We start from the raw sequence: 23,849 nt of genomic DNA on the forward strand, positions 1-23,849 counted from the left end.
CGTGGAGGCCCGCATTGTCATCGATCTCGGCACGGCGACACCGCCGTATGAACAGATCCAAAGCCAGATCGGCTCGCTGATCGCCGTGGGCCAGCTGCGGGCCGGCACCCGGCTGCCTACCGTCCGCAGCCTGGCCGCCGACCTCGGCGTCGCCGCGGGCACCGTGGCGCGCGCCTATAAGGAACTCGAAGCCGCCGGCACCGTCACCACCAACCGGCGGCAGGGGACGGTGGTGGCCGGAATCCAAGCAGCCCAACCAGTGGTCTCGACAGGCTCGGCCGGCGGGCAGCGGGAGGTGATGGCCGCCGTCGAGCATCTGATCCGGACGGGCCGCCTGGCAGGCCTGGACGACAAGACCATCCTGGCGCTGCTGCGTGGCAGCCTGCAGCAATCGGCCCCGCCAGCCGGACGGTTTGGGCAGGGCCAGTAGACTGGTGGGGTGAGTATTCCAACCCCGTATGAGGACATGCTGCGCGATGTGTTGGCCCACGGCACCGCGAAATCGGACCGCACCGGCACCGGCACGCGCAGCGTTTTTGGCCGCCAACTGCGCTTTGACCTCTCCAAAAGCTTCCCGCTGATCACCACCAAGCGGGTGCACTTCAAATCCGTCGCCATGGAGCTGCTGTGGTTCCTGCGCGGGGACTCCAATGTGCGCTGGCTGCAGGAGAACGGCGTGAAGATCTGGAATGAATGGGCCGACGACGACGGCGAGCTCGGCCCCGTCTACGGCGTCCAGTGGCGCTCCTGGCCCACCCCGGACGGCGAACACGTCGACCAGATCACCCAGGTCATGGAATCGCTGCGCTCCAATCCCGATTCCCGCCGGCACATCGTGTCCGCCTGGAACGTGGGCGAGCTGAAGAACATGGCGCTGCCGCCGTGCCACGCCTTCTTCCAGTTCTATGTGGAACCGACCGCCGACGGCCGAGGCAAGCTCAGCTGCCAGCTGTACCAGCGCTCCGCTGACACGTTCCTGGGTGTGCCGTTCAACATCGCCTCCTACGCGCTGCTGACCATGATGGTGGCACACCAGCTGGACATGGAGCCGGGCGAATTCATCTGGACCGGCGGCGACGTGCACATCTACGACGACCACCTGGAGCAGGTGGGCGAGCAGCTCTCCCGCGAGCCGTACCCGTACCCGCAGTTGCGTTTCGCCCGCAAGCCGGAATCGATCCTCGATTACACTTTTGAAGACTTTGAGCTGGTCAACTACCAGCACCATCCCACGATTAAGGCGCCGATAGCCGTATGAGCGAGCCCGCTTCCCTCCCCACGCTTTACCGCTTCAACGAACCCATCGTGGGCATGATCTGGGCCCAGAGCAACCAGGGCATCATCGGTGCCGACGGCGGCATGCCGTGGCACCTGCCCGAGGACCTGGCCCACTTCAAGCGCGTCACCGACGGCCATCCCGTGGTCATGGGCCGCAAGACGTGGGATTCGTTCCCGGCGAAGTTCCGCCCGCTGCCGGGCCGCACCAACATCGTGCTGACCCGCCAGGAGGGGTGGGCCGCAACGCCCGAGGCGGGCGGCGCCGTCGTGCTTGATTCGCTCGAGGAGGCCCTCGTGGAGGCGCAGTTCTCCCCCGGCGGCGACGAGGTGTGGGTCATTGGCGGCGGGCACGTGTTCGAGGAAGCCATCGACGACTGCAACGTCGCGGTCATCACCGTCATCAACACGGACGTGGCCGGAGACACCCAGGCGCCGGCACTGGGCCCGGAATGGAGCTTCCGCGGCGCCACCCCCAAGGAGGGCTGGCACACGGCCAAAAACGGCACCGAATACCGTTTCACCCTGTGGGCCAAGGGCGATTCTGAGTTCGTCGCCGAATAGGGTTCGCTGGAACGCGCCGCCGTACGGGGCCCACGTTCACCCAGTGAAACGAACTTCTTGGTTTGGGACGCCCCCTCTAAACTGGGGGCATGACCTCTAACAGTGTTCCTTCCGTCGGCCTGGTTGGCTGGCGCGGCATGGTCGGCTCGGTCCTGGTGCAGCGTATGCAGGCCGAGCGCGACTTTGGCGACATCAACCCCGTCTTCTTCTCCACCTCCAACGCCGGCGGCAGCGCCCCGGTGATTGCCGGCGCCGGCGATGCCGGAAAGCTCGAAGACGCCTTTGACATTGACACGTTGGCCAAGCTGCCGATCATCGTCACGGCCCAGGGCGGGGACTACACCAAGCGCGTGCACACCGAGCTGCGCGGGCGCGGCTGGGACGGCCTGTGGCTGGACGCCGCGTCCACGCTGCGCATGAACGACGACTCCATCATCGTGCTGGACCCCATCAACCGCGACGTGATCGACGCCGGCCTGGCCGGCGGAACGCGCGACTTCGTGGGCGGAAACTGCACCGTCTCCTGCATGCTCATGGGCCTGGGCGGACTGTTCAAGAACAACCTCGTCGAGTGGGGCACGTCCATGACGTACCAGGCTGCCTCCGGCGGCGGCGCCCGGCACATGCGCGAGCTCCTGAGCCAGTTCGGCACGCTCAACTCCGAGGTATCCAGCGAACTGGACGACCCGGCGTCGGCCATCCTGGACATTGACCGCAAGGTCCTGGCCCACCAGCGCGAGGGCGTCGACGCCACCCAGTTCGGCGTCCCCCTGGCCGGCTCGCTGATCCCCTGGATCGACGCGGACCTGGGCAACGGGCAGTCCAAGGAGGAGTGGAAGGCCGGGGTGGAGACCAACAAGATCCTGGGCACCTCCGACGCCAACCGCGTGATCATGGACGGCCTCTGCGTGCGGATCGGTGCCATGCGCTCCCACTCGCAGGCTCTCACGTTGAAGCTGCGCGAGGACCTGTCGGTGGCCGAGATCGAGTCACTGCTGGCCAACGACAACCAGTGGGCCAAGGTGGTGCCCAACACGAAGGAAGCCTCCATGGCCGATCTCACCCCGGTGGCCGCCTCCGGCACGCTGGACGTTCCCGTGGGCCGCATCCGCAAGATGGAGATGGGTCCGGAGTACATCAGCGCGTTCACGGTGGGCGACCAACTCCTCTGGGGCGCCGCCGAGCCGCTGCGCCGCATGCTCAAGATCGCGGTCGGCACGCTCTAGCCACCTCGTCTGTGTTGCACTTATTGCTCCGGATAGCGCTTCCCAAGGCGTTTTTCGTCCAATAAGTGCAACACAGTCGTTTAAGGGGTGAGGAATTTCGCGTAGGCTTCGGCCGACTTCTCCAGCGCCTTGACCTGGTTTGGGCTGAGCTCGCCAAAGAGTTCGGAAAGCACGACGGCGCCGCTCGCCGCGGGTGCCTTGCGCCAGGTCCCAGCCACCTTGCCGCCGGTCACCACGGTGGACCTGAACACGCCGTTTCCGCCGGGCACCGTGAGGTCCGCGTGTTCGGGTGCCAGGGCTGCGCTGCGGTCCGTGTAGCCGAGCAAATACTCATCGAATCCGGGCAGCAACAGCACCGACCGCGCACCCGGCACGGTTCCTTTGAGGAGCTCGGCCGTCTCCGGAGCCAAATAGTAGGTGGCTCCTTCGCACTGCACGGATTCGAGTTGGTCCCCGGCCTGGGCCAGGCCAATCTTGATGTCGGCGAGCGTGAGCTTGGCCCACCACTGGAAATCCCTGACGGTGGCCGGCCCGTGGCCGCGAAAGTAACGCAGCGCCAATTCGGCCAGGGCGGCCTCCCTTGGCAGGGTCCGTGGCGCCGTGATCCATTGGTCCGTGCGGACAAAGTATTGGGCGGTTCCACTTCCCGCGCCGCCCGTGATGGGGCCCTGCACCAGTGTCCCCTCCACGCACAGCAACCACAGCAGGTGCATGCCGCGTTGAGTTTGGGTGGGTTGCCGCGCCGCTTCGAAGGCGGCGAAAAGTTCATCCCGGCCGGCCCGCGGCACCTCCCCCGAGCCGTCCGCTTCCAACAGCGAGAGGGCAACCTCGCGCACCTGCCCGAGATCCGACGTCGTGATGCCCAGCTGGCGGTGCCGGGACGCCACGGACTTGAGCATCCGCTCCGAGGTGAGCGAGAGGATCCAGCCAAGGTCCTCGGCTGCGCTCACGTGCAGGGTGCCGCGCAGGGGCCAGGAGCGGACGATCTCCCCGCGGTTGAAGGCTCCCTCAACGTCCTCCCGGGTGCTGCCGGGGCTGCGCAGTCCGATCGACCACAGCGCGCCCGGGAAGTCTTGGCCCTGCAGAGCGGTCATCCAACGCACAACGTCCGCCGGTCCCGAAGTGGGACTGGTGGACGAAGGCAAAATCCATTGGGCTGCCAGACGGAGCCGGGCAAGGGTGGCGGGCGTGACGGTCATGGATCAAATCTAGACCCGGCGGTGATACCGCGTTGCCCAAAAGCGCGCCAAAAGTGATACGGGGTCGGTTAGCGGGCGGAGCGGATTGGCGAGAGGCCTCTGCAGTGCAGCCCTGACCTGCGGGGACAGTCCGCGATAGCGGCAGCGATGAACTGCTCGACTCCCCTGATCTACGACATCGAAGTACAAATGGGATACATGGGGAACCGCAGGTGCACCCCGAGTCCTTTACCAAAGGCAGGGCGATTGTCGAGTCGGTTGTTACAGCAAACTCGATCAACGTCGAATCCGTTGAAGCCATTTGAATCGACCATGTTCGAGGATTTCTCAAACTCGAATCCGCGCAGTCCCCGCCTCTATCCTTCTCGCCTGTGCCGGTGTACGGTGATTGTGGTTGGGCAGTCTCGTCAGTAACGGGACCCGCGGCTTTCATTGTTCAATTGACTGTAACGCACTGTAAGTAGCGGTGCGTACGAGGTCATATCCGCTGCCACTTTGGGAATGTCCTATGTCTGAAGAACTCTCGTACCCCTCGCCCCCTTCTACCTTCTTCATCCAACGAACACCCGGCAAAGCTAGGCTTTTCGTTGGTGACTTCAGCTCCCATTCCAAATTGCTCGTCCCAGTCACCACAGTAAGCGTGGGAACAGACTCCGAGGCCAACCGACTTCTATCTGCACTGACAAACGCAGCGTGGACCGGGGATCGACGCGCTTGGGAAGACACTGCGACCGAACTTCCGGAAGCTGTCGTGCTTGCCTGCAATCAGGCGCTTCTGGCAATGCCGTCACCTGCATCGCTGGCACTCGGGAGCGACGGCCACCCAATGACCGTAGTGCGTGAGTTGTACGCATTTACTCCGGGAGCCGACGACCTGTCGTCCACTGCTGCCGCGGCATATGATTTGAGCCTCCAGGCCCTCATCGACAACTACCGGGACGAACCCGGCAACGTTCTTTGTCGAGTTCGTGTCCTATCCGGCGAGGCCGAGGTCACTCCTGAAAAGGTGGGATCTGCCTGGCCCCTTGTCGACGAACCCGAGCCAATAGAACGGCGCATGTTCGGGCCGATGGAACTAAAGGAAGTATTTAACGACCCGCGGTGGACAACCCAGAAGACTCGAGCATACTGGGTCTGGGTCATCGATGGAGTCAAGCAGGATTTGGAGTCCGGGACCTACGATTCCGAGGCGGCGTGGGTGGTCGAGTACTTCGGTGAGGACATTCCCGAGGACACCGAGGCAGATGAACTTGAGGATTGGCAGTGCTTCATGGACAGCGGCTGGAGCCCCTGGCCAATGACTGCACGCACTCGATTTGTCCTTTGGAATTCGCTCTCCGGAATCCTGTCACTGCTGGAATCCGGACTTGAAGCGTGGGCAGAGGAAAGCCCGCAGCCTGACAACGACAACTTTATGCATGACTTTCCAACAGTTGTGTTGTCCCAGCCTCGCATCTGGTGGGTGACACTGGGCAATGCGTGCATTCGCCTTATCGAGGCGATGCGCACCGGCGAAAAATGGAATCCGCGAACTCCAGCCGAGGAGGCGCTAATCTACATCGCATGTCGGGATGGCTGGATCAAAGCGGCGCTCCAAGAGATTGAGGGAACATTCTTCCTCCGCAACCAGCTCGCAAGCCTTCCTAGGGGCAAGGAATTTGAATCTGTCGAGCTTGGTCCTCACGAGGCCGACGACGGCCCCGATTACGACTGGGATGAAGTCCCGGGGGCCTTGGCAGGAGATGAGGACGTGGAGTTCCTCTGGACTGCTGCGATGGACGGCATTGGCGACCCCGGGGATCCAGTTAACCAGGCTCAAGGCATCGGCGACTATCGCGCTGAGTCATGGCACCATCCCTTCGATCAATATCTGCAGGACCCCGAGGCGCCGTCTGCACTCTTTTAATCCGGATTTGCGCTGAAAATGGGAGTACGCCACTGAGGTGGATATGTCGGCGGTTAGCCCAGCACCTTTAGACGTTTTTGCGCCTGAATTCGGTTGAGGGAAATACCCATTCCGAGCACGGCAGGCAAAGTGATCCCCGCACTCAAGCGACCTCGCACCGAGCCGAGACGATATGCAGGTCTTATCTGCCCGGGCTGCGCAATCCGATCGACCACTGCGCGCCCGGGAAGTCTTGGCCCTGCAGAGCGGTCATCCAACGCACAACGTCCACCGGTCCCGGAGTGGGACTGGTGGACGAAGGCAAAATCCATTGGGCTGCCAGACGGAGCCGGGCAAGGGTGGCGGGCGTGACGCTCATGGATCAAATCTAGACCCGGCGGTGATACCGCGTTGCCCAAAAGCAAGCCAAAAGTGATACCGCGTCGGCCAAAAGCGTGCCAAAGGTGATACAGCGTCGCTTAGCGGGCGGAGCGGAGCTGCGCGGTGACGGGGCATTCGAAGGGGTCGCGCTGGCCCAGGCCCACGCGGTTCAGGTAGCGCATGACGATCATGTAGGACTTGGCCAGCGTGGTCTCCGTGTACATGATGTTGCGTTCGGCGCAGTAGGCGCGCACCATCGGCTGGACCCGCTTCAAGTTCCGCGAGGACATGGTGGGGAACAGGTGGTGCTCGATCTGGTAGTTCAACCCGCCCATGCCGGCGTCGACGATCCAACCGCCGGAGATGTTGCGGCTCATGAGGGTCTGGCGGCGCATGAAGTCGATCTTGACGTCCTTCGGAACCAGCGGCATGCCCTTGTGGTTCGGGGCGAAGGAGCCGCCCATGTACAGGCCGAGCGCCAGTTCCTGGACCACCAGGAACGCGATGCCGAAGACCGGGCCCAGGAACAGCAGCACGGCAATGGGGAACATGACCAGGCGGATGAACAGCAGGGCCATTTCCACCTTGCGGTGCGGCATGGCGTGCTTGCGGTCAAGGACGCGGCGCACGGAGTTGATGTGCAGGTCCAGCACGGCCAGGGTCAGCAACGGGAAGAAGAACCAGCCCTGGCGGGCGGCAAACCACTTGGCGAAGCCGGTCCGCTGCGAGGCGGATTCCGGGTCGAAGACGAGGGCGCCGGCGGCAATGTCCGTATCAACACCAATTTTGTTGGGGTTGGCGTGGTGCTTGCCGTGCTTGTTCATCCACCAGCCGTGACTCAGGCCCACGAAGAGGTTGCCGGAGATGACGGCCGTCCAGGCGTTCTTCTTCGCGGAGGCGAAGATCTGCCGGTGGGCGGCGTCGTGGGAAAGGAAACCGGTGAGCGTACACATGATGGCGAAGAGCACGGCGGTAAGCATCTGCCACCAGCTTTGGCCAAGCGTCACGAACATGACGCCGACGGCGGCAAAGCCCAGTCCCAGCCGGATCATCCGGAACACGTACCAGCGGATCTCCCGCTCCATGAGCCCGGCGGCCCGCACCTGCTCGGTCAGCGCGATGAAGTCCGTGACGTGCCGGTCCCGCGCGGGGCGTTTTTTCGCCACCCGAAGGACGGCTTCCGCCTCGTCAAGTACGTCCGTGCTGTCAATGGTTGCCGACGACATCGTGCTCCTCATGATGCCGCGATCACGCCTGCGGCACCCTGCTAATAGAAAGGTCTGAATCTTTCATTAACGCTACGGAACGCGGCGCCTGCGCACATCACACCGGGGAGCCGTCTTGACCCCCTACCCGGGTAGGGGTGCGCCGGCCGCAGGCAGCCAGCAGCACTGTTCTGCGGGGAACCCGCCGCGAGTTTTGCGCGGAACAGTGTTGTGCGCACAACCCGCCACGAGTTCGACGCCGGCCGGTCCGCCTAGAGCGAGCAGCCCACCAGGACGGGTTCCGGGTGCAGGCTGATGCCGAATTTCGCCTGCACGCCGTCGCGGACGGTGCGGGCCACGGCCAGGACGTCCGACGCCGATGCCCCGCCCCTGTTGGTGATGGCGAGGGTGTGCTTCGTGGAGAGGGACGCACGTCCGGACGCAACGCCGTCGTCGGCCAGGCCAAAGCCCTTGGCGAAGCCGGCCCGCTCGATCAGCCAGGCGGCGCTGAGCTTCACGCCGCCGGCGCCCGGGTAGCGCGGGGCGTCCGCGGGCAGGGCGTCGGCCGCCTCGGGGGTGACGATCGGGTTGGTGAAGAAGGAGCCCGTTGAATAGGTATCCCGGTCCGCCGGGTCAAGCACCATGCCCTTGGAGGCGCGGAGGGCAAGGACGGCGCGGCGCACCTCGAGGGAATTGGCGCGCTGGCCCACCTCGACGCCGAGCCGGCGGGCCAGTTCGGCATACTTGATGGGCGCGCTCATGCGGCCCAGCAGCAGCTGGAATTCCACCGTCAGCACCACGTGGCGCGGGGAGCCGTTGACCGTCCCGGCCTTGATGATCGAGTCCCGGTAGCCAAATTTCAGCTCCGAGTTGGTGAAGGTGCGCACGGCGCTGCGTTCGCGGTCCCACACCCGGACGGAGGCGATGGTTTGGCCCACGTCGGCCCCGTAGGCGCCAACATTTTGCACGGGGGTCGCCCCAGCCGCGCCGGGAATGCCTGACAACGCCTCCAGCCCGCTCCAGGCGTGCAGCACCGACTGGTGGACGAAGTCGTCCCAGTCATGGCCGGCCTGGACCACCACGGAGGCTCCCCCGCACGTGTCCTCGGAACTGGCGGCAAAGCCCGTGCTGGCAATCTTGAGCACGGTGCCGTCAAAGCCGTCGTCGGAGACCACCAGGTTGGAGCCGCCGCCCACAATTAACAGGGGGGTGCCGGCGTCGTCCGCCTGCCGCACGGCGGCAATGATCTCCGCCTCCGTGGTGGCCTGGACGAAAGTGCGGGCCGGGCCGCCCACGCCAAGCGTGGTCAGGGAGTGCAGGAAAGTTTGCTCATTCACGCTTCTACAGTATCGCGGGAGGCGTGGGGTCCCGTGTTGTCCAGATACTTCGGCTTGCGCACCACGGGGGTCAGGAAGAACGCCACCACGAGCATGACAAGGACTGCCAGCAGCGAATGCAGCACGCCCACGTGCTCGGCCAGCAGGCCCAGTAGCGGCGGGCCGCCCAGGAACGCGCCGTAGCCGACGGTCGAGACCACGGACACGCGGGCCGCGGCGTGCTCGGGGTCGTCCGACGCCGCCGACATCGCCACGGGGAAGCCCAGCGCGGAGCCCAGCCCCCAGAAGACCAGCGCGGTCAGGGCCAGCGGCTGGTTGGGCGCAAAGACGAACAAGCCAAGTCCGATCACGGCCAGGGCGGCCCCCACGCGGAGCACGATCACGCGGCCATACTTGTCCAGCACGACGGTTCCGGCAAAGCGGCCTATAGTCATGGCGGAGACGAAGATGCCGTAGCCGATTGCGCCCATGTCCTGTTTTGCCCCGTACCCGTCCACGAGGGCCAGGGCCACCCAGTCCCCCGCGGCCCCCTCGGCCAGGCCCAGGCCCAGCACCAGCACACCCAGCAGCAGGGTGCGCGGATCCTTCCAGGCGGCGGCGATCTTTTCCTTGCCGGCCCGCTTGGCGGCGTCCTCGGCGGTCGCGGCCGGCCCAGGCGTTTTGGCCGTCGCGACGATGGGGATGGGACCGGTGCCGGGAACGGCGTCGAGGTCGGTGTTGACGGTGGTGTCGACCATGACGGCACCGGGCTGGCGGCGGTCGGCCTGGTAGTGGCCGGCCCCGATCCACACGGCAACGCTGACAAGGACGGCGATCACGGACAGGTGGATGGCCACGGGCAGGTGCACCGAGGCGGCGAGGGCGCCAAGCCCTGCGCCGGCCACGGTGCCGATGCTGAAGGAACCGTGCAGGCGCGGCATGATGTGCCGGCCGAGCGCCCGCTCCACGGCAGCGCCCTCAATATTGGAGGCGGTGTTCCAACTGCCCGTGCCCAAGCCCACGATGATCATGCCCGCGCCCACCACGAGGGGTGTTGCGAAAACGGTCGCACCCAGCCCAATCGTGATGATGCCGACTGCCTGGATCAGGCTGCCCAGCCGGGAGGTGAGCTTGGATCCCAGCCGCAGCACCACGAGCCCGGACGCGCCGACGGAGATGAAGGACCCCAGTGACATGCACAGCAGCATGAGTCCCACGGAGCCGGGGGTCAGCCCCAAATCGGACTTGATGGCCGGCAGACGGGACACCCAAGTGGCGAAGACCAGTCCGGATCCGGCATAGGCGGTGACTACACCGTTGCGCCAGGCGGTGACGCCGTTCACGCCACGCGGACCGTGGCTTGCGCCTTGACCAAAACCTTTTGTCCATCGAGGCTGACGGTGAGATCGATGCGGGCCGTGGAGGCGTCCGCGTCCAGCGCACCAATGACGCCCACGACGTCGACCACGGCACCCGGGGCCCCGTCAAGGTCCGCCACGGGGACGGGCTTGGTGAAGCGGGTTCCGTAGCCGAGGACGGCCGCAGGGTCGCCCACCCAATCGGTCACCAGCTGCACCGCCGCACCCATGGTGAACATGCCGTGGGCAATGACGCCGGGCAGTTCCACCTCCCGGGCGAACCGTTCGTTCCAGTGGATCGGGTTGAAGTCCCCGGACGCACCGGCATACTTGACCAGGTCCGCGCGGGTGATGTCGATGCGGCGCGAGCCGATCTCCTGGCCCACAACGAGTTCTGCAAAGTTCATTATTGTCCCTCCCCGCGTACCAGAATGGCCGAAACCGTGGTGGCGACGGCGTCGCCGGATACGGTGGAAATTTCGGCGCGGGTGGTGATCATGGCGCCGCCGCCCATGGCACGGACGGTGTCGACGTGGAGTTCGGCGACTAGTTCGTCACCGGCCACGATGGCGCGGTGGTGGGTGAATTTCTGCTCGGCGTGGACCACGCGGGAAAAGTCGATGCCGGAGTCTGGATCGTTGATCAACTGTGCGTCGGCGCGTTGGGCCACGATGATGGCGTACGTCGGCGGGGCCACCAGGTCGGCATGACCCAGGGCCTGCGCGGCGGCAACGTCAAAGTGGGCGGGATGGGCGGCTTTGACGGCCCGGGCAAAGTCCCGAATGGACTCGCGGCCGACGCTGTAAACGTCGCCGGCGGGGTAGCTGCGCCCCTGCAGTTGCGGATTGATACTCATGGCCTCCAGCCTACAGTTTGGGCACCCCGGACCGCATACTGCGACCGCAGGCTAAGACCGCATTCGCGCCACCACGGCCAGCAGTGCCGCAACGTCGACGCCGCCGTCGGGGCCGGCGTCGTGGGCGGGCAGGGACGGCAGGCCAAAGAGCGCCGCGTTGTAGTAGAGCCCGTCGCCGAGGAGCATGATGGCCCGGGCCACGGCGGGGTCGCCGACGTCGGCAAGGATCAGGCCGTACCAGGTGGCGTGGACGGCCGAGAAAGCCGTCCGGACGGTGCTGTCGTCGCCCTGGGCCAGGCGCATGGCCGCGACGATGGTCTTGTCGAAGGTGGTGCCGCCAAAGACACTGGTGCGCACGTAGTAGCTGGCGCTGCCCTCGGGGTCGGTGGCCATTTGGTCAAAGTCGACGGCGGCCAGCTCGGCCATCTTTTCCAGCAACCCGTCCCGCAGCGCTTCCTTGCTCTTGAAGTGGTAGAGCAGCCCGCCCTTGGAAACGCCGGCGGCGGCGGCAACCGCGTCAAGGGTGGCCGCGCGGGGGCCGTCGTTGATCAGCAAATCCTCGTATGCTGCCAGGATCCGATCGCGTGCGGACGGTTGTGTAGTCATCAGAACAGACTACAAGAAGTGAGCAAATACACCGTCCGGACGGTTTACTGTACCGACTAGACGGTTTACACTGGAGGAATGGCTCTGACACTTCACACCCCGACCTCCGGAACAGTCCCGGCCCGCGCAGGAGTGCGCTCATGGATCGCCCTGGCAGTGCTCATGCTGCCGGTCCTGCTGGTGTCCGTGGACAACACCGTGCTCAGTTTCGCCATCCCCTCCATCTCGCTGGCGCTGACGCCGTCGGCCACCGAACTGCTGTGGATCATCGACGTCTACCCGCTGGTCCTGGCCGCGCTGCTGGTTCCCATGGGCAGCCTGGCCGACCGTTTCGGCCGGCGCCGGCTGCTCCTGCTGGGCAGCACCGGCTTCGCCCTGGTCTCGGTGCTGGCCGCGTTTGCGCCGTCGGCCACGGCCCTCATCGGCTACCGGGCGCTCCTAGGCGTGTTTGGCGCCATGCTCATGCCCTCCACGCTGTCGCTGATCCGCAACCTCTTCGCGCACCAGGACCAGCGCCGCACCGCCATCGCGGTGTGGGCGGCCTGCTTCTCCGGCGGCGCGGCGCTGGGCCCGATCGTGGGCGGATTCCTGCTGGAGCACTTCTGGTGGGGTGCAGTATTCCTGCTGGCCGTGCCCGTGCTGATCCCCCTGCTGATCCTGGCTCCGCTGTTTGTGCCGGCGTCCAAGGATCCCGCGCCGGGCAAGATCGACCCGTTGAGCATCCTGCTGTCCTTTGGCGCCATGGTGCCGACCATCTTCGGCATCAAGGAGATCGCCCAGACGGGCATGACCCTCACCAACGTGGTCTGCATCGCGGTGGGCCTGGGCCTGGGCGTGGTGTTCGTGCGACGCCAGCTGGGCCGCCGCAACCCCATGCTGGACGTGCGCCTGTTCAAGAACCCCGTCTTCAGCGGCGGTGTCCTGGCCAACCTGCTGAGCATCTTCTCGCTGGTGGGATTCCTGTACTTCATCACCCAGCACCTGCAGCTCGTGGTTGGACTCTCCCCCACCGAGGCCGCGTTCGTGCTGGTGCCCGGGCTCGTGATCTCCATTGTGACCGGGCTGTTGGCGGCGTCCCTGGCCAAATTCTTCAAGCCGTCCCGGCTGGTGGCCGCCGGCCTGCTGCTGAACGCCGTCGGATTCCTGCTCGTGTTGCTGAACTCCAGCGGTTCCGTGGCCGGGATCATTGCGGCGTTCGTGGTGCTCGGCGCCGGCGTGGGCATCGCGGAGACCATCTCCAACGACCTCATCCTCTCCGCAGCCCCGCCGGCCAAGGCGGGTGCGGCGTCGGCGATCTCCGAGACCGCCTACGAGGTGGGTTCGGTGTTGGGTACCGCCGTGCTGGGCAGCATCCTCGCCGCCGCGTACCGCCTGCATGTGGCGGTGCCGGCCGGCATCCCGGAGGCCGGGGCGCACACTGCCGGTCAGACGCTGGGCGGGGCCATCGAGGTCGCCGGTACGCTGCCGGCTGCGCAGGGCCAGGCGCTGCTGGATTCGGCCAAGCACGCCTTCGACTCCGGCCAGGGCGTGGTTGCCATGGTGGGCGTGGTGTTGATGCTGGGGGCGGCGCTCATGTGCCTGTGGGCGCTGCGTTCGGCCAAATCAAGCCCGACGCCGGTGGACCACTAGGCTCCTGGCTGCGGCCATGTGAAAAAAAGCCGGCGTTCGCGCTTTCGGCTGGCGGTATACCGCCGGCCGAAAGCGCGAACGCCGGCTTTTCTTATCTGCCGCGGATCGGCGGCGGGAACTCTACTTGTTTTTGTCGGCGGCTTTGAGCGCCTTGCGGACGGCGCGTCCGCGCAGGGCCATGGAGGTCATGTGGGCGATCAGGCCCACCCCGATGAATGGCAGGCCCACAAACGTCAGCGACGGCGTGGTGGACGCGGCCCCGATGATAATGATGATGATGCCCACGGCGGTCAGGGCCATGCCACCAAAAACGGTGTATTTGTAGGCGGCCGGCGCGGTTTCCCAGAATTCGTTAAGCACGGTCCAAGTCTACCGGCCGAGGGACCCGAATGGGCCCACGGCCGGCGAGGGGCCCGCCGCGAGCTTGCGAGTGGTGGGAGCTGGCGGGGAGAGCGAAGCGAGTTTTGGGAGGCCGGGAGACGCTACCGGCCGAGGGACCCGAAAGGGCCCACGGCCGGCGAGGGGCCCGCCGCGAGCTTGCGAGTGGTGGGAGCGGGCGGGGAGAGCGAAGCGAGTTTTGGGAGGCCGGGAGACGCTACCGGCCGAGGGACCCGAATGGGCCCACGGTCGGTGGGGATCAGAAAAGGGATTCCTGCAGCGCCGGGACATCGGTGGAGTAGTCGCCAAAGGCGATGCGCCGGCCCTTGAGCGCGAAAAGGTCGGCCAGGAAGGCCGTATCGGCATCGTCGACTGCTACGAGCGCGTACCCGCCCAGCAGGGAGTCCAGGCGCAGGCCGTGCCCGCCGGATTCCAGCGGCTGCGGGTACGCCGTGCGCCGGCCCGGCAGCGCCACGGCGTCGGAGAACGGCTTGCGCTCCCACTGCTCCTCCACGGTTTCGAAACCGTCGATCGGCAGGCCGGCCACGAAGCCGCGGACGACGTCGGCCATCGCCTGATTGGTTTGCTCCAGGTGCAGGGCTGGCCGGGGATTGAGCAGTGCGGTGAACTTTGCCGCGCCGCGCACGAATTGGGTGGGCGGCAGGTTCGCTGACACGGCATCCTCGAGGTGCCGCACCACGGAACCGTCGCGGGCCCGGGCCACATACCTGGCCACGAGTGCGCCCTGCTCGGCCAGACGGCTCCATTTGCTGCGGTCCGACGCCGTGCCCACCTTGGTGGTGCCGTCGGCAAAGGTGGCGATGTAGAGCCAATGCGGCTGGGCCAGATACGCCTTCAGCCCGGGCGGGGCGATGCCGCTGCGGTGGAAGTCGTGCATGAACCGGAAATCGTCGCGCCCAAAACACGGCCCGCACTGGAATCCGCGCTCGGCGGCCGACTTCGTGGGGCAGGCAAAGTGTTGCGAGTCCACTGGTCCCTGCACGGTGGAATAGCCCAGGCAGAACCGGGCGGGAACACCCGGCCCCGACTCCACCCGGCACCGCAGCCACTGCCCGGCCGACAACGGCAGCCGGGTGTCGGCGTTGTCCGTGATCAGTGAAAGGGCAGGCCCGTCGGCACCCCAGGACACCCCGCGGACCAGCCCGCCGTCAGGCATGTGTCCAGGCTCGGCCTTCGCCGGGTATGGGCCCCCCGCCCGCTTCGCGGGCGCCCGAAGCCGCTCCCGGGGGCCCATACCCGGCTCCGGCCGAGCCTGCGAATGTCACCGGACTAGCTGGCCGGCTGGACGCCGTAGGCCACGGCCAGCTTCATGATCTTCTCGGCGCGGCCCAGGCGGGGCAGGTCGGAGCCGTCGCGGATGACGCCGCCACGGGCGTTGAAGTCGTTCATGAAGTCGGTGGCCCAGGCGACGTCGGTCGGGGTGGGGCTGATGACCTCGTTGATGATGGTGGTCTGGTCGATGGCCAGGGCCAGCTTGCCGGTCATGCCCATCGAGACCGTGATGGCCGACTGTTCGCGCAGGATCGGGTGGTTGGTGCCCACGGTGGGGCCGTCGATCGGGCCGGGCAGGTTGCCGACACGGCTGGCGACGACGAGCTTGGCGCGCGGGTAGGCCATGGCCTCGCGGTCGGCGGCCATGCCGGTGTCGCGGCGGAAGTCGCCGGAGCCGAAGGCCAGGCGGAAGGCGCCCTCGGCCTTGGCGATGTTGTTGGCTTCCTCGATGCCGACGGCGGATTCCACCAGCGCCAGCACGCGGGTCTTGCCGTCGAGGCGGTGGTAGGTCTCCTTGACCTGCTCCGCGTTTTCCGTCTTGGCCAGCATCACGCCGAGCAGGTTGGGAATGTTGCGCAGCTCGGCGACGTCGTCGGCCCAGAAGTCGGAGTGGACGTCGTTGATGCGGACCCAGGCCTTGCCGCCGTTGCGGAGCCAGTTGATGACGTCGGCACGGGCCGCGTCCTTCTTCTTGGGGTCGACGGCGTCTTCGATATCCAACACGATTGCGTCGGCGCGGGAGTTGGCCGCTTCGTCAAAGATTTCCGGACGGGTTGCGGGCACCAAGAGCCAGGAGCGGGCGATTTCCGCCGGGATGTTGCGTGTGCGGGTGGGCTGGGAGGAGGCGTCGCTGCCAACGGTACTAGACATGCTTCTACCGTATACGGCCTGACGCCAAGATTCGAGGCGCCGTTCTACAAGCCCGGGCGCGCGTTGCTGGCGGAACTCACCAGTTGTGCGGGCGCGCCGGCCGGTCACCCTGGGTAACCGGCCGTCACGTGCCGTCACCGGCGAAAATGTGTCAGCGCATTGCCCCTGGTTTCGCCCGGTTTCCCGCAGTTTCCCGGCGTGACGCACTTGCTTCCGCCCCGCCCGAATGTGGTGTTGCATCGGTCAAAGCAACCGCTAAGACCAACCCGTCCCGCACACATCGGCGCCACCCGGCACCGGGGACCAGGCAAAAGACAGGGCACCATGAAACGCCATCTAGCACTCCTCACCGCAGCGACCGCCGTCCTCTTCTCCGTGGCCGTCTCCGCCTGCGGTGGCCCGGCCACAGCCGACGCCGGAGGTGGCGGCCATGAGGTCACGACGCTGCGGTACCAGGGCTCGGCCAACTCGGTCACGCTGCCGGAGCTGGCCGCCGATCTGGGCTACCTCGGCAACATCAAACTGGACTGGGTGGGCAACACCATCAGCGGTCCCCAGGACATCCAGTCCGCCGCAACCGACCAGACCGACTTTGGCGGCGCCTTCACGGGGGCCGTGGTCAAGCTGGCCGACGCCGGAGCCAAGATCACCGGCGTCGTGAACTACTACGGTTCGGACGCCAAGACTTTTGGCGGCTACTACGTGCTGGACAACAGCCCCATCCACACGGCGCGGGACCTGATCGGCAAGAAGATCGGCGTCAACACCCTGGGCGGGCAGTCCGAGGCCGTCATCCACACGTTCTTGTTGCAGAACGGGCTCAGCGAGGCAGAGATCAAACAGGTCCAGCTGGTGGTGCTGCCACCCAATGACACCGAACAGGCGGTCCGCCGCGGCCAGGTCGACGTCGGCGCGCTCGGTTCGGTGCTCCAGGACCACGCCGTGGCCGCCGGCGGGCTCAGGTCGCTGTTCAACGACTTCAAGCTCTTCGGCACGTTCCCGGGCGGCCAATACGTTTTCCGCGACGACTTCATCGCCCAAAACCCCGACACCGTGCGGACCTTCACCACGGGCGTGGCCAAGGCCATCAAGTGGGAGACGGAGACCCCGCGCGCGGAGGTGATCGCCCGGTTCACCAAGATCATCCAGGGCCGCGGACGCAGCGAAAGCACGGCGGCCCTGCAGTTCTGGAAGAGCCCCGGCGTCCCCAACAACGGCGTCATCGCGGACAAGGACTTCACGCTTTGGGCCGGCTACCTGAAGGACGCCGGGGTGGTCACCGGGACGCTGCAACCCGAGAAGTACTACACCAACAAATTCAACGAGCTGGCGGGTACCCCCGCATCAGCCGCCGCGAAAGGATGACCATGCAGGCAAAGATCAGTCTCCGCGACATCCGCCAGGAATTCCCGATCCGCCCGGCAAAAGGTGCCTCGGCCCGGGGAACCGGGAACCTGGTGGTGCTGGACGGCGTCAACCTCGACGTCCGGCCCGGCGAGTTCCTGACCATCGTGGGCCCCAGTGGTTCGGGCAAGACCACCCTGCTGGACTTGCTGGCCGGCCTGACCCGGCCGGCCGGCGGGGCGGTGCTGGTGGACGGCAAGGAGGTCACCGGCCCCGGCCATGACCGCGCCGTCGTGTTCCAGCAATATGCGCTGTTCCCGTGGCGGACGGCGTCGACGAACGTTTCGATCGGACTGGAGGGCACGGGCCTGAACCGCCGCCGGCGCGCGGCGAAGGCCCTCGAATACCTCGAGCTGGTGGGCCTGGCCGGCTTCGCCGAACGGTATCCGCACGAACTCTCCGGCGGCATGAAGCAACGCGTGGCCATTGCCCGGAGCCTGGCCTATGAACCGGACATCCTGCTGATGGATGAGCCGTTCGCCGCCCTGGACGCGCAAACCCGCGAACAGCTCCAGGACGAACTGTTGCGCATCTGGAAGGAGACGGGCAAGACAGTGGTTTTCATTACCCATGGGATCGACGAGGCCGTCTACCTTGGCCAGCGCGTGGCCGTCCTCAGCTCCCGGCCCGGCCGGCTGAAGGCCATCGTGGACATCGACCTCGGCGAGCGCGACGGGGAGGCGGACATCCGCTCCACCCCCGGATTCAGCGAACACCGGCACAAGGTCTGGACCCTGCTCCACGACGAGGTCCAGGCGGCACGGGACGCCGGCCACCGCAAGGTACTCCCGGACGGCACAGCGCCGGACGAACGTCCCACACCCCGCAGGAGCGCAGCCTGATGAGCACCATCGCCACCCAACGCCCCGACTCCCCGCCCGCGCCGGCGCCCGCAACTGCGCCCGTCCAGGGCAGCCAGGAACCCGCCGCCGCCACCAGGAAGCGGACGACGCCGGCCGCCGTCTTGCGTGCGATCCTCGCCACGGCCGGTGCCTGGCTGTGGAAATCGGCGGCGGTGCTGTTGTTCCTGGCCCTGTGGGAGCTGGGGCCCACCTACCTGGCCAGCGATTCCACCCGGGTGTTCCTGCCGCCGTTGCACGAGGTGCTGGCTGCCGGCGCGGGGCTGATCGCCAACGGGCAGCTGCAAACCCACATTGCCGCCAGCCTGGTGCGGTCCACGGCCGGGTTCGCGATCGCCGTCGCCCTGGGCGTTTCGCTGGGCCTGGTCATCGCCTGGTACCGGCCGCTGAACTCCTTCCTGAACCCGCTGCTGGAACTGTTCCGGAACACCGCGGCCCTGGCCCTGCTGCCAGTCTTCACTCTGCTGCTGGGCATCGGCGAGGAATCCAAGATCACCATCGTGGCGTTCGCCGCGTTCTTCCCGGTGCTGTTGAACACGATTGCCGGGGTGCGCACGGTCGACCCGCTGCTGGTGCGGGCGGCACGGTCGCTGGGCCTGGGCAATCTGGCCCTGTTCCGGAAGGTGATCCTGCCTTCGGCCGTGCCCACCATTTTCACTGGGATCCGGATGGCCGGCACCTCGGCCATCCTGGTGCTGATCGCCGCGGAGATGGTCGGGGCCAAGGCCGGCCTGGGCTATCTCATCACCAACGCCCAGAGCAGCTTCCTGATCCCGCAAATGTATGCCGGCATCCTGACCGTCTCGCTGCTGGGTCTGCTGGTCAACGTCCTGCTGGTCGCCGCCGAGCGGCACTTCTCCCGCTGGCGCAGCTCCTTCACCGCCTAAACCCGTCCACCATTTCAAAACCCACTAAGGAATCCCCATGACCACCACGGCAGAATCCCCCGTCACCACCGAAACACTCCACTTCACCAAGCTGGGCAGCCGCATCGGCGCCGAAATCCGCGGCCTTGACCTCAGCGGCCCGCTCAGCGAGGACCGGATTGCGGCCATCCGCGCAGCCCTGAACCGGCACAAGGCCCTGGTGTTCCGTGAGGCCAACATCCGCACGGATGAGGACCAGGTCCGCTTTGCCGCCCACTTCGGCCCCCTGACCGCGGCCCACCCCACGGTGGCGTCCGTGGACGGCGCCAAAAACGTGCTCCCCGTGGACAGCGAAAACGGCTCCGCGAACACCTGGCACACCGACGTCACTTTTGTGCTCAATCCCCCGCAGGCCTCCACCCTGCGCAGCATCACCGTGCCGCCCTATGGCGGCGAAACGCTCATCGCCTCATCGGCCGCCGCCTACAAGGACCTGCCGGAGGAGCTGCGCACCTTTGCCGACTCCCTGTGGGCCGTGCACACCAACGACTACGACTACTCGGTGCCCAAGAACCTCGAGCACGCCAATGCCACCGAGCGCCGTGCGGAGTTCACCCGGGAGATCTTTGAAACCGTGCACCCCGTGGTCCGGGTCCACCCACTGACCGGCGAACGCGGTTTGTTCATTGGCGGCTTCGCCCAGCGGCTGCGGATCGTGGGATTGTCCAACACCGAATCCAAGGACATCATCCGGCTGCTGCAGGCCTATGTGACCCGGCCGGAAAACATTGTCCGGGTCGCGTGGGAACCCAACCAGGTGGTGCTCTTCGACAATCGCATCACCCAGCACTACGCCCCCGACAATTTCGACGGGGCGCCGCGCACGCTCAACCGGGTCACGATCGCCGGTGACGTCCCGGTGGGCGTCGCCGGGCTGCCCAGCCAGCCCGTGCAGGGCGATTCCTCGGCCTACTCCGTGATTGCTCAGGTGTCCTGACCATGTCGAAGCAAACCCGGCAGCTGCACCTGAACGCGTTCCTGCACGGCACCGGCCACCATGAGGCCGCGTGGCGCCACCCCGATGTCGATCCGCGCGCCGAGCTGGGGCTTGACCACTATGTGGGGATCGCCCGGGCCGCCGAGCGGGGCAAACTCGATTCGTTGTTCCTTGCGGACGGCCTGGCGATCTCGCACAACATCACCTACAACGTCCACCACTCCTTTGAACCGCTGACCCTGTTGTCGGCACTGGCCACGGCCACCAGCCGGATCGGGCTCATCGCGACGGCGTCCACCACGTACAACCAGCCGTACTCGCTGGCCCGGGCGCTGGCCTCCGTGGACCGGATCAGCGGCGGGCGTGCCGGCTGGAACATTGTCACCTCGGCCGGGCAGGGTGAGGCCAGGAACTTCAACCTGGCCGACCGCCCCGACCATGCGGCCCGTTATGAGCGGGCCAACGAGTTCCTGGAGACGGCGAAGGCCCTCTGGGACAGCTGGGCCGACGACGCCGTGGTGGCGGACAAAGCGTCGGGCATTTATAGCGACGTCGGGAAGATCCGCAGCATCGACCACCACGGAAAACACTTCCAGGTGCGCGGCCCGCTGAACCTGCCCCGCCCCATCCAGGGCCACCCGCTGCTGGTGCAGGCTGGTTCGAGCGAGGCGGGCAAGGAGTTTGCCGCCCGCCACGCCGAGGCAGTGTTCACGGCCCACCTCAGCGTGGACGCGGCCCGGGAATTCTATGCGGACCTGAAGGGGCGGCTGGGCCGTTACGGGCGGTCGGCGTCGGAGCTGCTGATCCTGCCGGGCATCAGCGCCTACCTTGGCGACACCGTGGAGGAGGCGCAGGAGAAGTACCGGGCGCTGAACTCGCTGGCGAATCCCGAATACGGCGTCCGGCAGCTCTCGGCACAGCTGGACTTCGAGCTGTCCGGGTATCCCCTGGACGGCCCGCTGCCGGAGATCCCCGAGGGCACGGACGGTTCGCAGAGCCGCAAGAAGCTCATTGTGGACGTGGCCCGGGAGGAGTCGCTGACCATCCGGGGTCTGACGGAGCGGCTGGCAGGCGCGCGCGGCCACTACACGTTCATTGGCACCCCGGCCCAAGTGGCGGACGAAATCGAGCTGTGGTTCTCCACGGGGGCCGCGGACGGCTTCAACATCATGCCGCCCACGTTCCCCGGCGGTCTGGACGAATTCGTGGACAAGGTGGTGCCGTTGCTGCAGGAGCGCGGCCTGTTCCGCACCGAATACACGGGCCGGACCCTGCGCGAACACTACGGCCTGGCGCGTCCCGTGGTGACCGAAGCCGAGGTGCAACCGGACGACTTGGAGCTCAGGCGTCCGGCATGATCATGGTGCGCAGGTCCAGCTGGCGCAGCACCCGGTCCGCCACCTCGGGGTCCGTATCCGGTTCGTTGCGGGCCAGCAACACTTCCTGCCGGGCCGCATCCAGGGCGATCGTCTGAACCGCGATTGCCAGTTCCCGTCCGCGTTTGCGCTGCGCCTCCTTGCCTTCGTTCTTGAGGCTGCCGTCCAGGAGCTCGGCATGGAGGCGCAGCATCTTGGACTTCACCAGGGCCAGCTTCTCCGCCGGCAGGTTTTGGATGACGTCGTTGTCCTTCAGCGCCGCAACGGCCGCTCCCTGGGCGCGCAGGGCCAGGAGCTTGGCCGCCTCACGTTCCTCGGCGCCGTCGTCGGTGGCTTTGAGCACGCGCATGAGCCAGGGCAGGGTCAGGCCCGGCAGCACCAGGGTGGCCAGCAGTACGGCACAGGCCACCACGATGATCTCGTGCCGGCCGGGGAACGCGTCGCCGTTGGGTAGCGCGGTGGGCAGGGCCAGTGCGAGGGCCAGGGTGGCCAGCCCGCGCATGCCGCACCAGGTGAGGATGACGACGTCCTTCAGGCTGGTGGGCGGGAGGTCGCCGTCGCGCTTGGCGGAGAGCAGCGCCACGAGCCACAGCCACACGAACCGGACGACGATCACCAGCACGCTGATCCCGATGGCGAGCGGCAGCATGCCCCAAATCGCGGAGCCTTCGGCCTTGATGACCTCGCGGACCTCCAGCCCCACCAGGCCAAACGCGAGGCCCGTGACGAGCAGTTCCACCACGTCCCAGAACGCGGCGCGGGTGATGCGTTCGGTGGCGTCCTCGGCGCGGGCGTGCCGCTTGATCTCCAGAGCCGTGACGACGACGGCGATGACCCCCGAGGCGTGGACCTCCTCGGCCAGGATGTACGCGGCGAATGGCACCACCAGGGTCACGGCGCTGCGGGCCACGGAGGAGGTGATGAGCTTGGTGATGAGCCCCGTCACCCAACCCATGACCATGCCGACGATGACGGCGACCACGGCTCCCAGCGCGAACTTGCCGATGACGCCGGGGCCGAACGCCTCGCCGTCCATGGCGGCGGCGACGGCGGCCTGGAAGATCACGATGGCCGCGGCGTCATTGAACAATCCCTCGCTTTGGAGCACCGTGATCAGGCGCCGTGGCATGTGGACGCGTCCGGCCACGGATTCCACGGCTACCGGGTCCGGCGGGGCTGCCATGGCGCCCAGGGCCAGGGCCGCGGGCAGGCCTATCCCGGGGATCAGCAGCCAGGCGGCCCCCGCCACCATCGCGGTGGAGACCACCACGAGGGCCACGGCCAGCAGCAGGATGGTCCGCCACCGGATCCGGAACACCGACCATGAGCTTTTTTGCGCCGTGGCGAACAACAGCGGCGGAAGGAAGATGGGCAGGATCAGTTCGGGGTCGATCCGCAGGTCCGGGAAGCCGGGGATGAAGGTCAGCGCCCCGGCCATGATGAGCATGAGCACGGGGTAGGGCAGCCGCAGCCTGTCCCCCAGACCCACGGCAACCACGGTGGCGAATAAGAGTCCGATGATCAGTACGAGCTGTTCCACCTTGTTTACTTTACGGGGTTGGCGTCAGGCGGTTGGGTCCGTGCCGGGAATTGCCGCCTGACGCCCGCCGTTCAGCCCTTGGCCAGGGTCTGGTCCAGGGCCTGGCCAATGGGTACGTCGCCGTCGGTGAATTCGATCGTGTGGCCAATGGTCGCCGCGTGATCCAGCACGGCGGCGGCAACGAGCGCCACATTGGCGCGGGAGGTGTTCCGGTGCGCCATGTCGGGGGCCGTGGTGATGGTGCCCGTGGGCTCCTCCGAGGTCAGGGCGCCGGGGCCGAGGATGGTCCAGGCCAGGGCGGTGGTGCGCAGGTGGGCGTCGGCGGCCGCCTTGGCCTCGGCGTAGGCGAAGAAGCCGTCCTCGGACGGGACCCCGTGGCCGGGCCCGGCGCCCAGGTAGGAGACCATGACGTAGCGGGACACGCCCGCCGCGGCGGCCGCATCCATGGTGCGGATCGCGGCGTCCCGGTCCACCGCGTAGGTGCGTTCGGGGCTGCCGCCGCCGGCCCCGGCCGACCACACGATGGCGTCCTGCCCGGCAAACAGGGTGGCGAGTTCTTCCGCCGTGGCGGAAACGACGTCGTGCACCACGGGAGTGGCCCGCGCGGCGGCAACGTCGTCAATCTGGGCGGAGTTGCGAATCACCCCGGAAACCTCGATGCCGGCCTCTGCGAGCAGCGGTGCCAGCAACAACGCAATCTTGCCGTGCCCGCCAATGATCATGACCTTCTTCATGCGTGTCCCTTCGTCGCGGCCCCGGGTGCGG

The 23,849-nt window shown here is 66.8% G+C and carries 23 protein-coding genes; 11 read left to right on the forward strand and 12 right to left on the reverse strand.

Translation table 11 applies throughout. The features are described from left to right. Position 1: 1 nt before the first annotated feature. From AL755_RS18985 to asd, 4 genes are all read left to right on the forward strand, one after another. Complete coding sequence (locus AL755_RS18985) at positions 2-430, forward strand: GntR family transcriptional regulator (RefSeq protein WP_054012334.1); 429 nt, start codon at positions 2-4, stop codon at positions 428-430. A 9-nt stretch (positions 431-439) separates the two neighbouring features. After that, a complete protein-coding gene (locus tag AL755_RS18990; RefSeq protein WP_054012335.1) occupies positions 440-1,258 on the forward strand; it encodes a thymidylate synthase in 819 nt (272 codons plus the stop codon). After that, a complete protein-coding gene (locus AL755_RS18995) occupies positions 1,255-1,839 on the forward strand; it encodes a dihydrofolate reductase (RefSeq protein ID WP_054012336.1) in 585 nt (194 codons plus the stop codon). Before AL755_RS18990 ends, AL755_RS18995 begins: the two co-directional genes overlap by 4 nt. 89 nt (positions 1,840-1,928) lie before the next feature. Further along, positions 1,929-3,065, forward strand: coding sequence for an aspartate-semialdehyde dehydrogenase (gene asd, locus AL755_RS19000; RefSeq protein ID WP_054012337.1), 1,137 nt, complete (start codon positions 1,929-1,931; stop codon positions 3,063-3,065). Between the two features lie 80 nt (positions 3,066-3,145). Here asd and AL755_RS19005 read toward each other — a convergent pair whose 3' ends face one another. Next, positions 3,146-4,264, reverse strand: a complete 1,119-nt coding sequence (locus AL755_RS19005) for a winged helix DNA-binding domain-containing protein (RefSeq protein WP_054012338.1) — start codon at positions 4,262-4,264, stop codon at positions 3,146-3,148. A 508-nt stretch (positions 4,265-4,772) separates the two neighbouring features. Between AL755_RS19005 and AL755_RS19010 the strand changes: the two genes are divergently transcribed. Next, a complete protein-coding gene (locus AL755_RS19010) occupies positions 4,773-6,170 on the forward strand; it encodes a hypothetical protein (protein WP_150117180.1) in 1,398 nt (465 codons plus the stop codon). Positions 6,171-6,628: 458 nt separating this feature from the next. Here AL755_RS19010 and AL755_RS19015 read toward each other — a convergent pair whose 3' ends face one another. From AL755_RS19015 to AL755_RS19040, 6 genes are all read right to left on the reverse strand, one after another. Further along, positions 6,629-7,756 carry a fatty acid desaturase family protein gene (locus AL755_RS19015; protein WP_054012340.1) on the reverse strand — a complete coding sequence of 376 codons (1,128 nt, stop codon included), beginning with the start codon at positions 7,754-7,756 and terminating at the stop codon, positions 6,629-6,631. A 251-nt stretch (positions 7,757-8,007) separates the two neighbouring features. Beyond that, the gene (locus AL755_RS19020; RefSeq protein ID WP_054012341.1) at positions 8,008-9,072 is read right to left on the reverse strand and encodes a UDP-N-acetylmuramate dehydrogenase; all 1,065 of its coding nucleotides are present in this window, start codon (positions 9,070-9,072) and stop codon (positions 8,008-8,010) included. Beyond that, on the reverse strand, positions 9,069-10,394 hold the full coding sequence (locus AL755_RS19025; RefSeq protein WP_054012342.1) for an MFS transporter: 1,326 nt from the start codon (positions 10,392-10,394) through the stop codon (positions 9,069-9,071). The genes AL755_RS19020 and AL755_RS19025 overlap by 4 nt, the downstream gene beginning before the upstream one ends. After that, positions 10,391-10,816, reverse strand: coding sequence for a MaoC family dehydratase (locus AL755_RS19030; RefSeq protein WP_054012343.1), 426 nt, complete (start codon positions 10,814-10,816; stop codon positions 10,391-10,393). Before AL755_RS19030 ends, AL755_RS19025 begins: the two co-directional genes overlap by 4 nt. After that, a complete protein-coding gene (locus tag AL755_RS19035; protein ID WP_054012344.1) occupies positions 10,816-11,265 on the reverse strand; it encodes an FAS1-like dehydratase domain-containing protein in 450 nt (149 codons plus the stop codon). Before AL755_RS19035 ends, AL755_RS19030 begins: the two co-directional genes overlap by 1 nt. 51 nt (positions 11,266-11,316) lie before the next feature. Continuing rightward, a complete protein-coding gene (locus tag AL755_RS19040; protein WP_054012345.1) occupies positions 11,317-11,871 on the reverse strand; it encodes a TetR/AcrR family transcriptional regulator in 555 nt (184 codons plus the stop codon). A gap of 78 nt (positions 11,872-11,949) precedes the next feature. Here AL755_RS19040 and AL755_RS19045 point away from each other — a divergent pair, with 78 nt between their 5' ends. Beyond that, positions 11,950-13,500, forward strand: a complete 1,551-nt coding sequence (locus AL755_RS19045; RefSeq protein WP_054012346.1) for an MFS transporter — start codon at positions 11,950-11,952, stop codon at positions 13,498-13,500. Positions 13,501-13,620: 120 nt separating this feature from the next. On the opposite strand, the gene AL755_RS19050 is transcribed toward AL755_RS19045, so the two are convergent. From AL755_RS19050 to AL755_RS19060, 3 genes are all read right to left on the reverse strand, one after another. After that, a complete protein-coding gene (locus AL755_RS19050) occupies positions 13,621-13,860 on the reverse strand; it encodes a hypothetical protein (RefSeq protein ID WP_054012347.1) in 240 nt (79 codons plus the stop codon). A 277-nt stretch (positions 13,861-14,137) separates the two neighbouring features. Then, positions 14,138-15,055: a hypothetical protein gene (locus AL755_RS19055; RefSeq protein ID WP_082369422.1), complete on the reverse strand. Its 918-nt coding sequence runs from the start codon at positions 15,053-15,055 to the stop codon at positions 14,138-14,140. Positions 15,056-15,168: 113 nt separating this feature from the next. Continuing rightward, entirely contained in the window at positions 15,169-16,041 is an 873-nt protein-coding gene (locus AL755_RS19060; RefSeq protein ID WP_054012348.1) for an HpcH/HpaI aldolase/citrate lyase family protein, read from the reverse strand. A 324-nt stretch (positions 16,042-16,365) separates the two neighbouring features. Between AL755_RS19060 and AL755_RS19065 the strand changes: the two genes are divergently transcribed. Genes AL755_RS19065 through AL755_RS19085 form a run of 5 tightly spaced genes read left to right on the forward strand, consistent with a single transcriptional unit; the run spans position 16,366 to position 21,526 of the window. Further along, complete coding sequence (locus AL755_RS19065; protein ID WP_054012349.1) at positions 16,366-17,406, forward strand: ABC transporter substrate-binding protein; 1,041 nt, start codon at positions 16,366-16,368, stop codon at positions 17,404-17,406. 2 nt (positions 17,407-17,408) lie between these two features. Next, entirely contained in the window at positions 17,409-18,287 is an 879-nt protein-coding gene (locus AL755_RS19070; RefSeq protein ID WP_054012350.1) for an ABC transporter ATP-binding protein, read from the forward strand. Then, a complete protein-coding gene (locus AL755_RS19075; protein WP_054012351.1) occupies positions 18,287-19,192 on the forward strand; it encodes an ABC transporter permease in 906 nt (301 codons plus the stop codon). Before AL755_RS19070 ends, AL755_RS19075 begins: the two co-directional genes overlap by 1 nt. A gap of 37 nt (positions 19,193-19,229) precedes the next feature. Next, positions 19,230-20,168, forward strand: coding sequence for a TauD/TfdA dioxygenase family protein (locus AL755_RS19080; RefSeq protein ID WP_054012352.1), 939 nt, complete (start codon positions 19,230-19,232; stop codon positions 20,166-20,168). Positions 20,169-20,170: 2 nt separating this feature from the next. Continuing rightward, complete coding sequence (locus tag AL755_RS19085) at positions 20,171-21,526, forward strand: LLM class flavin-dependent oxidoreductase (RefSeq protein ID WP_054012353.1); 1,356 nt, start codon at positions 20,171-20,173, stop codon at positions 21,524-21,526. Here the strand turns inward: AL755_RS19085 and AL755_RS19090 are convergent. Then, on the reverse strand, positions 21,510-23,084 hold the full coding sequence (locus AL755_RS19090) for a Na+/H+ antiporter (RefSeq protein WP_054012354.1): 1,575 nt from the start codon (positions 23,082-23,084) through the stop codon (positions 21,510-21,512). The genes AL755_RS19085 and AL755_RS19090 overlap by 17 nt on opposite strands. Before the next feature lie 71 nt (positions 23,085-23,155). Next, on the reverse strand, positions 23,156-23,818 hold the full coding sequence (locus AL755_RS19095) for an NAD(P)H-binding protein (protein WP_054012355.1): 663 nt from the start codon (positions 23,816-23,818) through the stop codon (positions 23,156-23,158). Between the last annotated feature and the right edge of the window lie 31 nt (positions 23,819-23,849).

This window comes from Arthrobacter sp. ERGS1:01, assembly GCF_001281315.1.
In the GTDB taxonomy this organism is placed as follows: Bacteria; Actinomycetota; Actinomycetes; order Actinomycetales; family Micrococcaceae; genus Specibacter.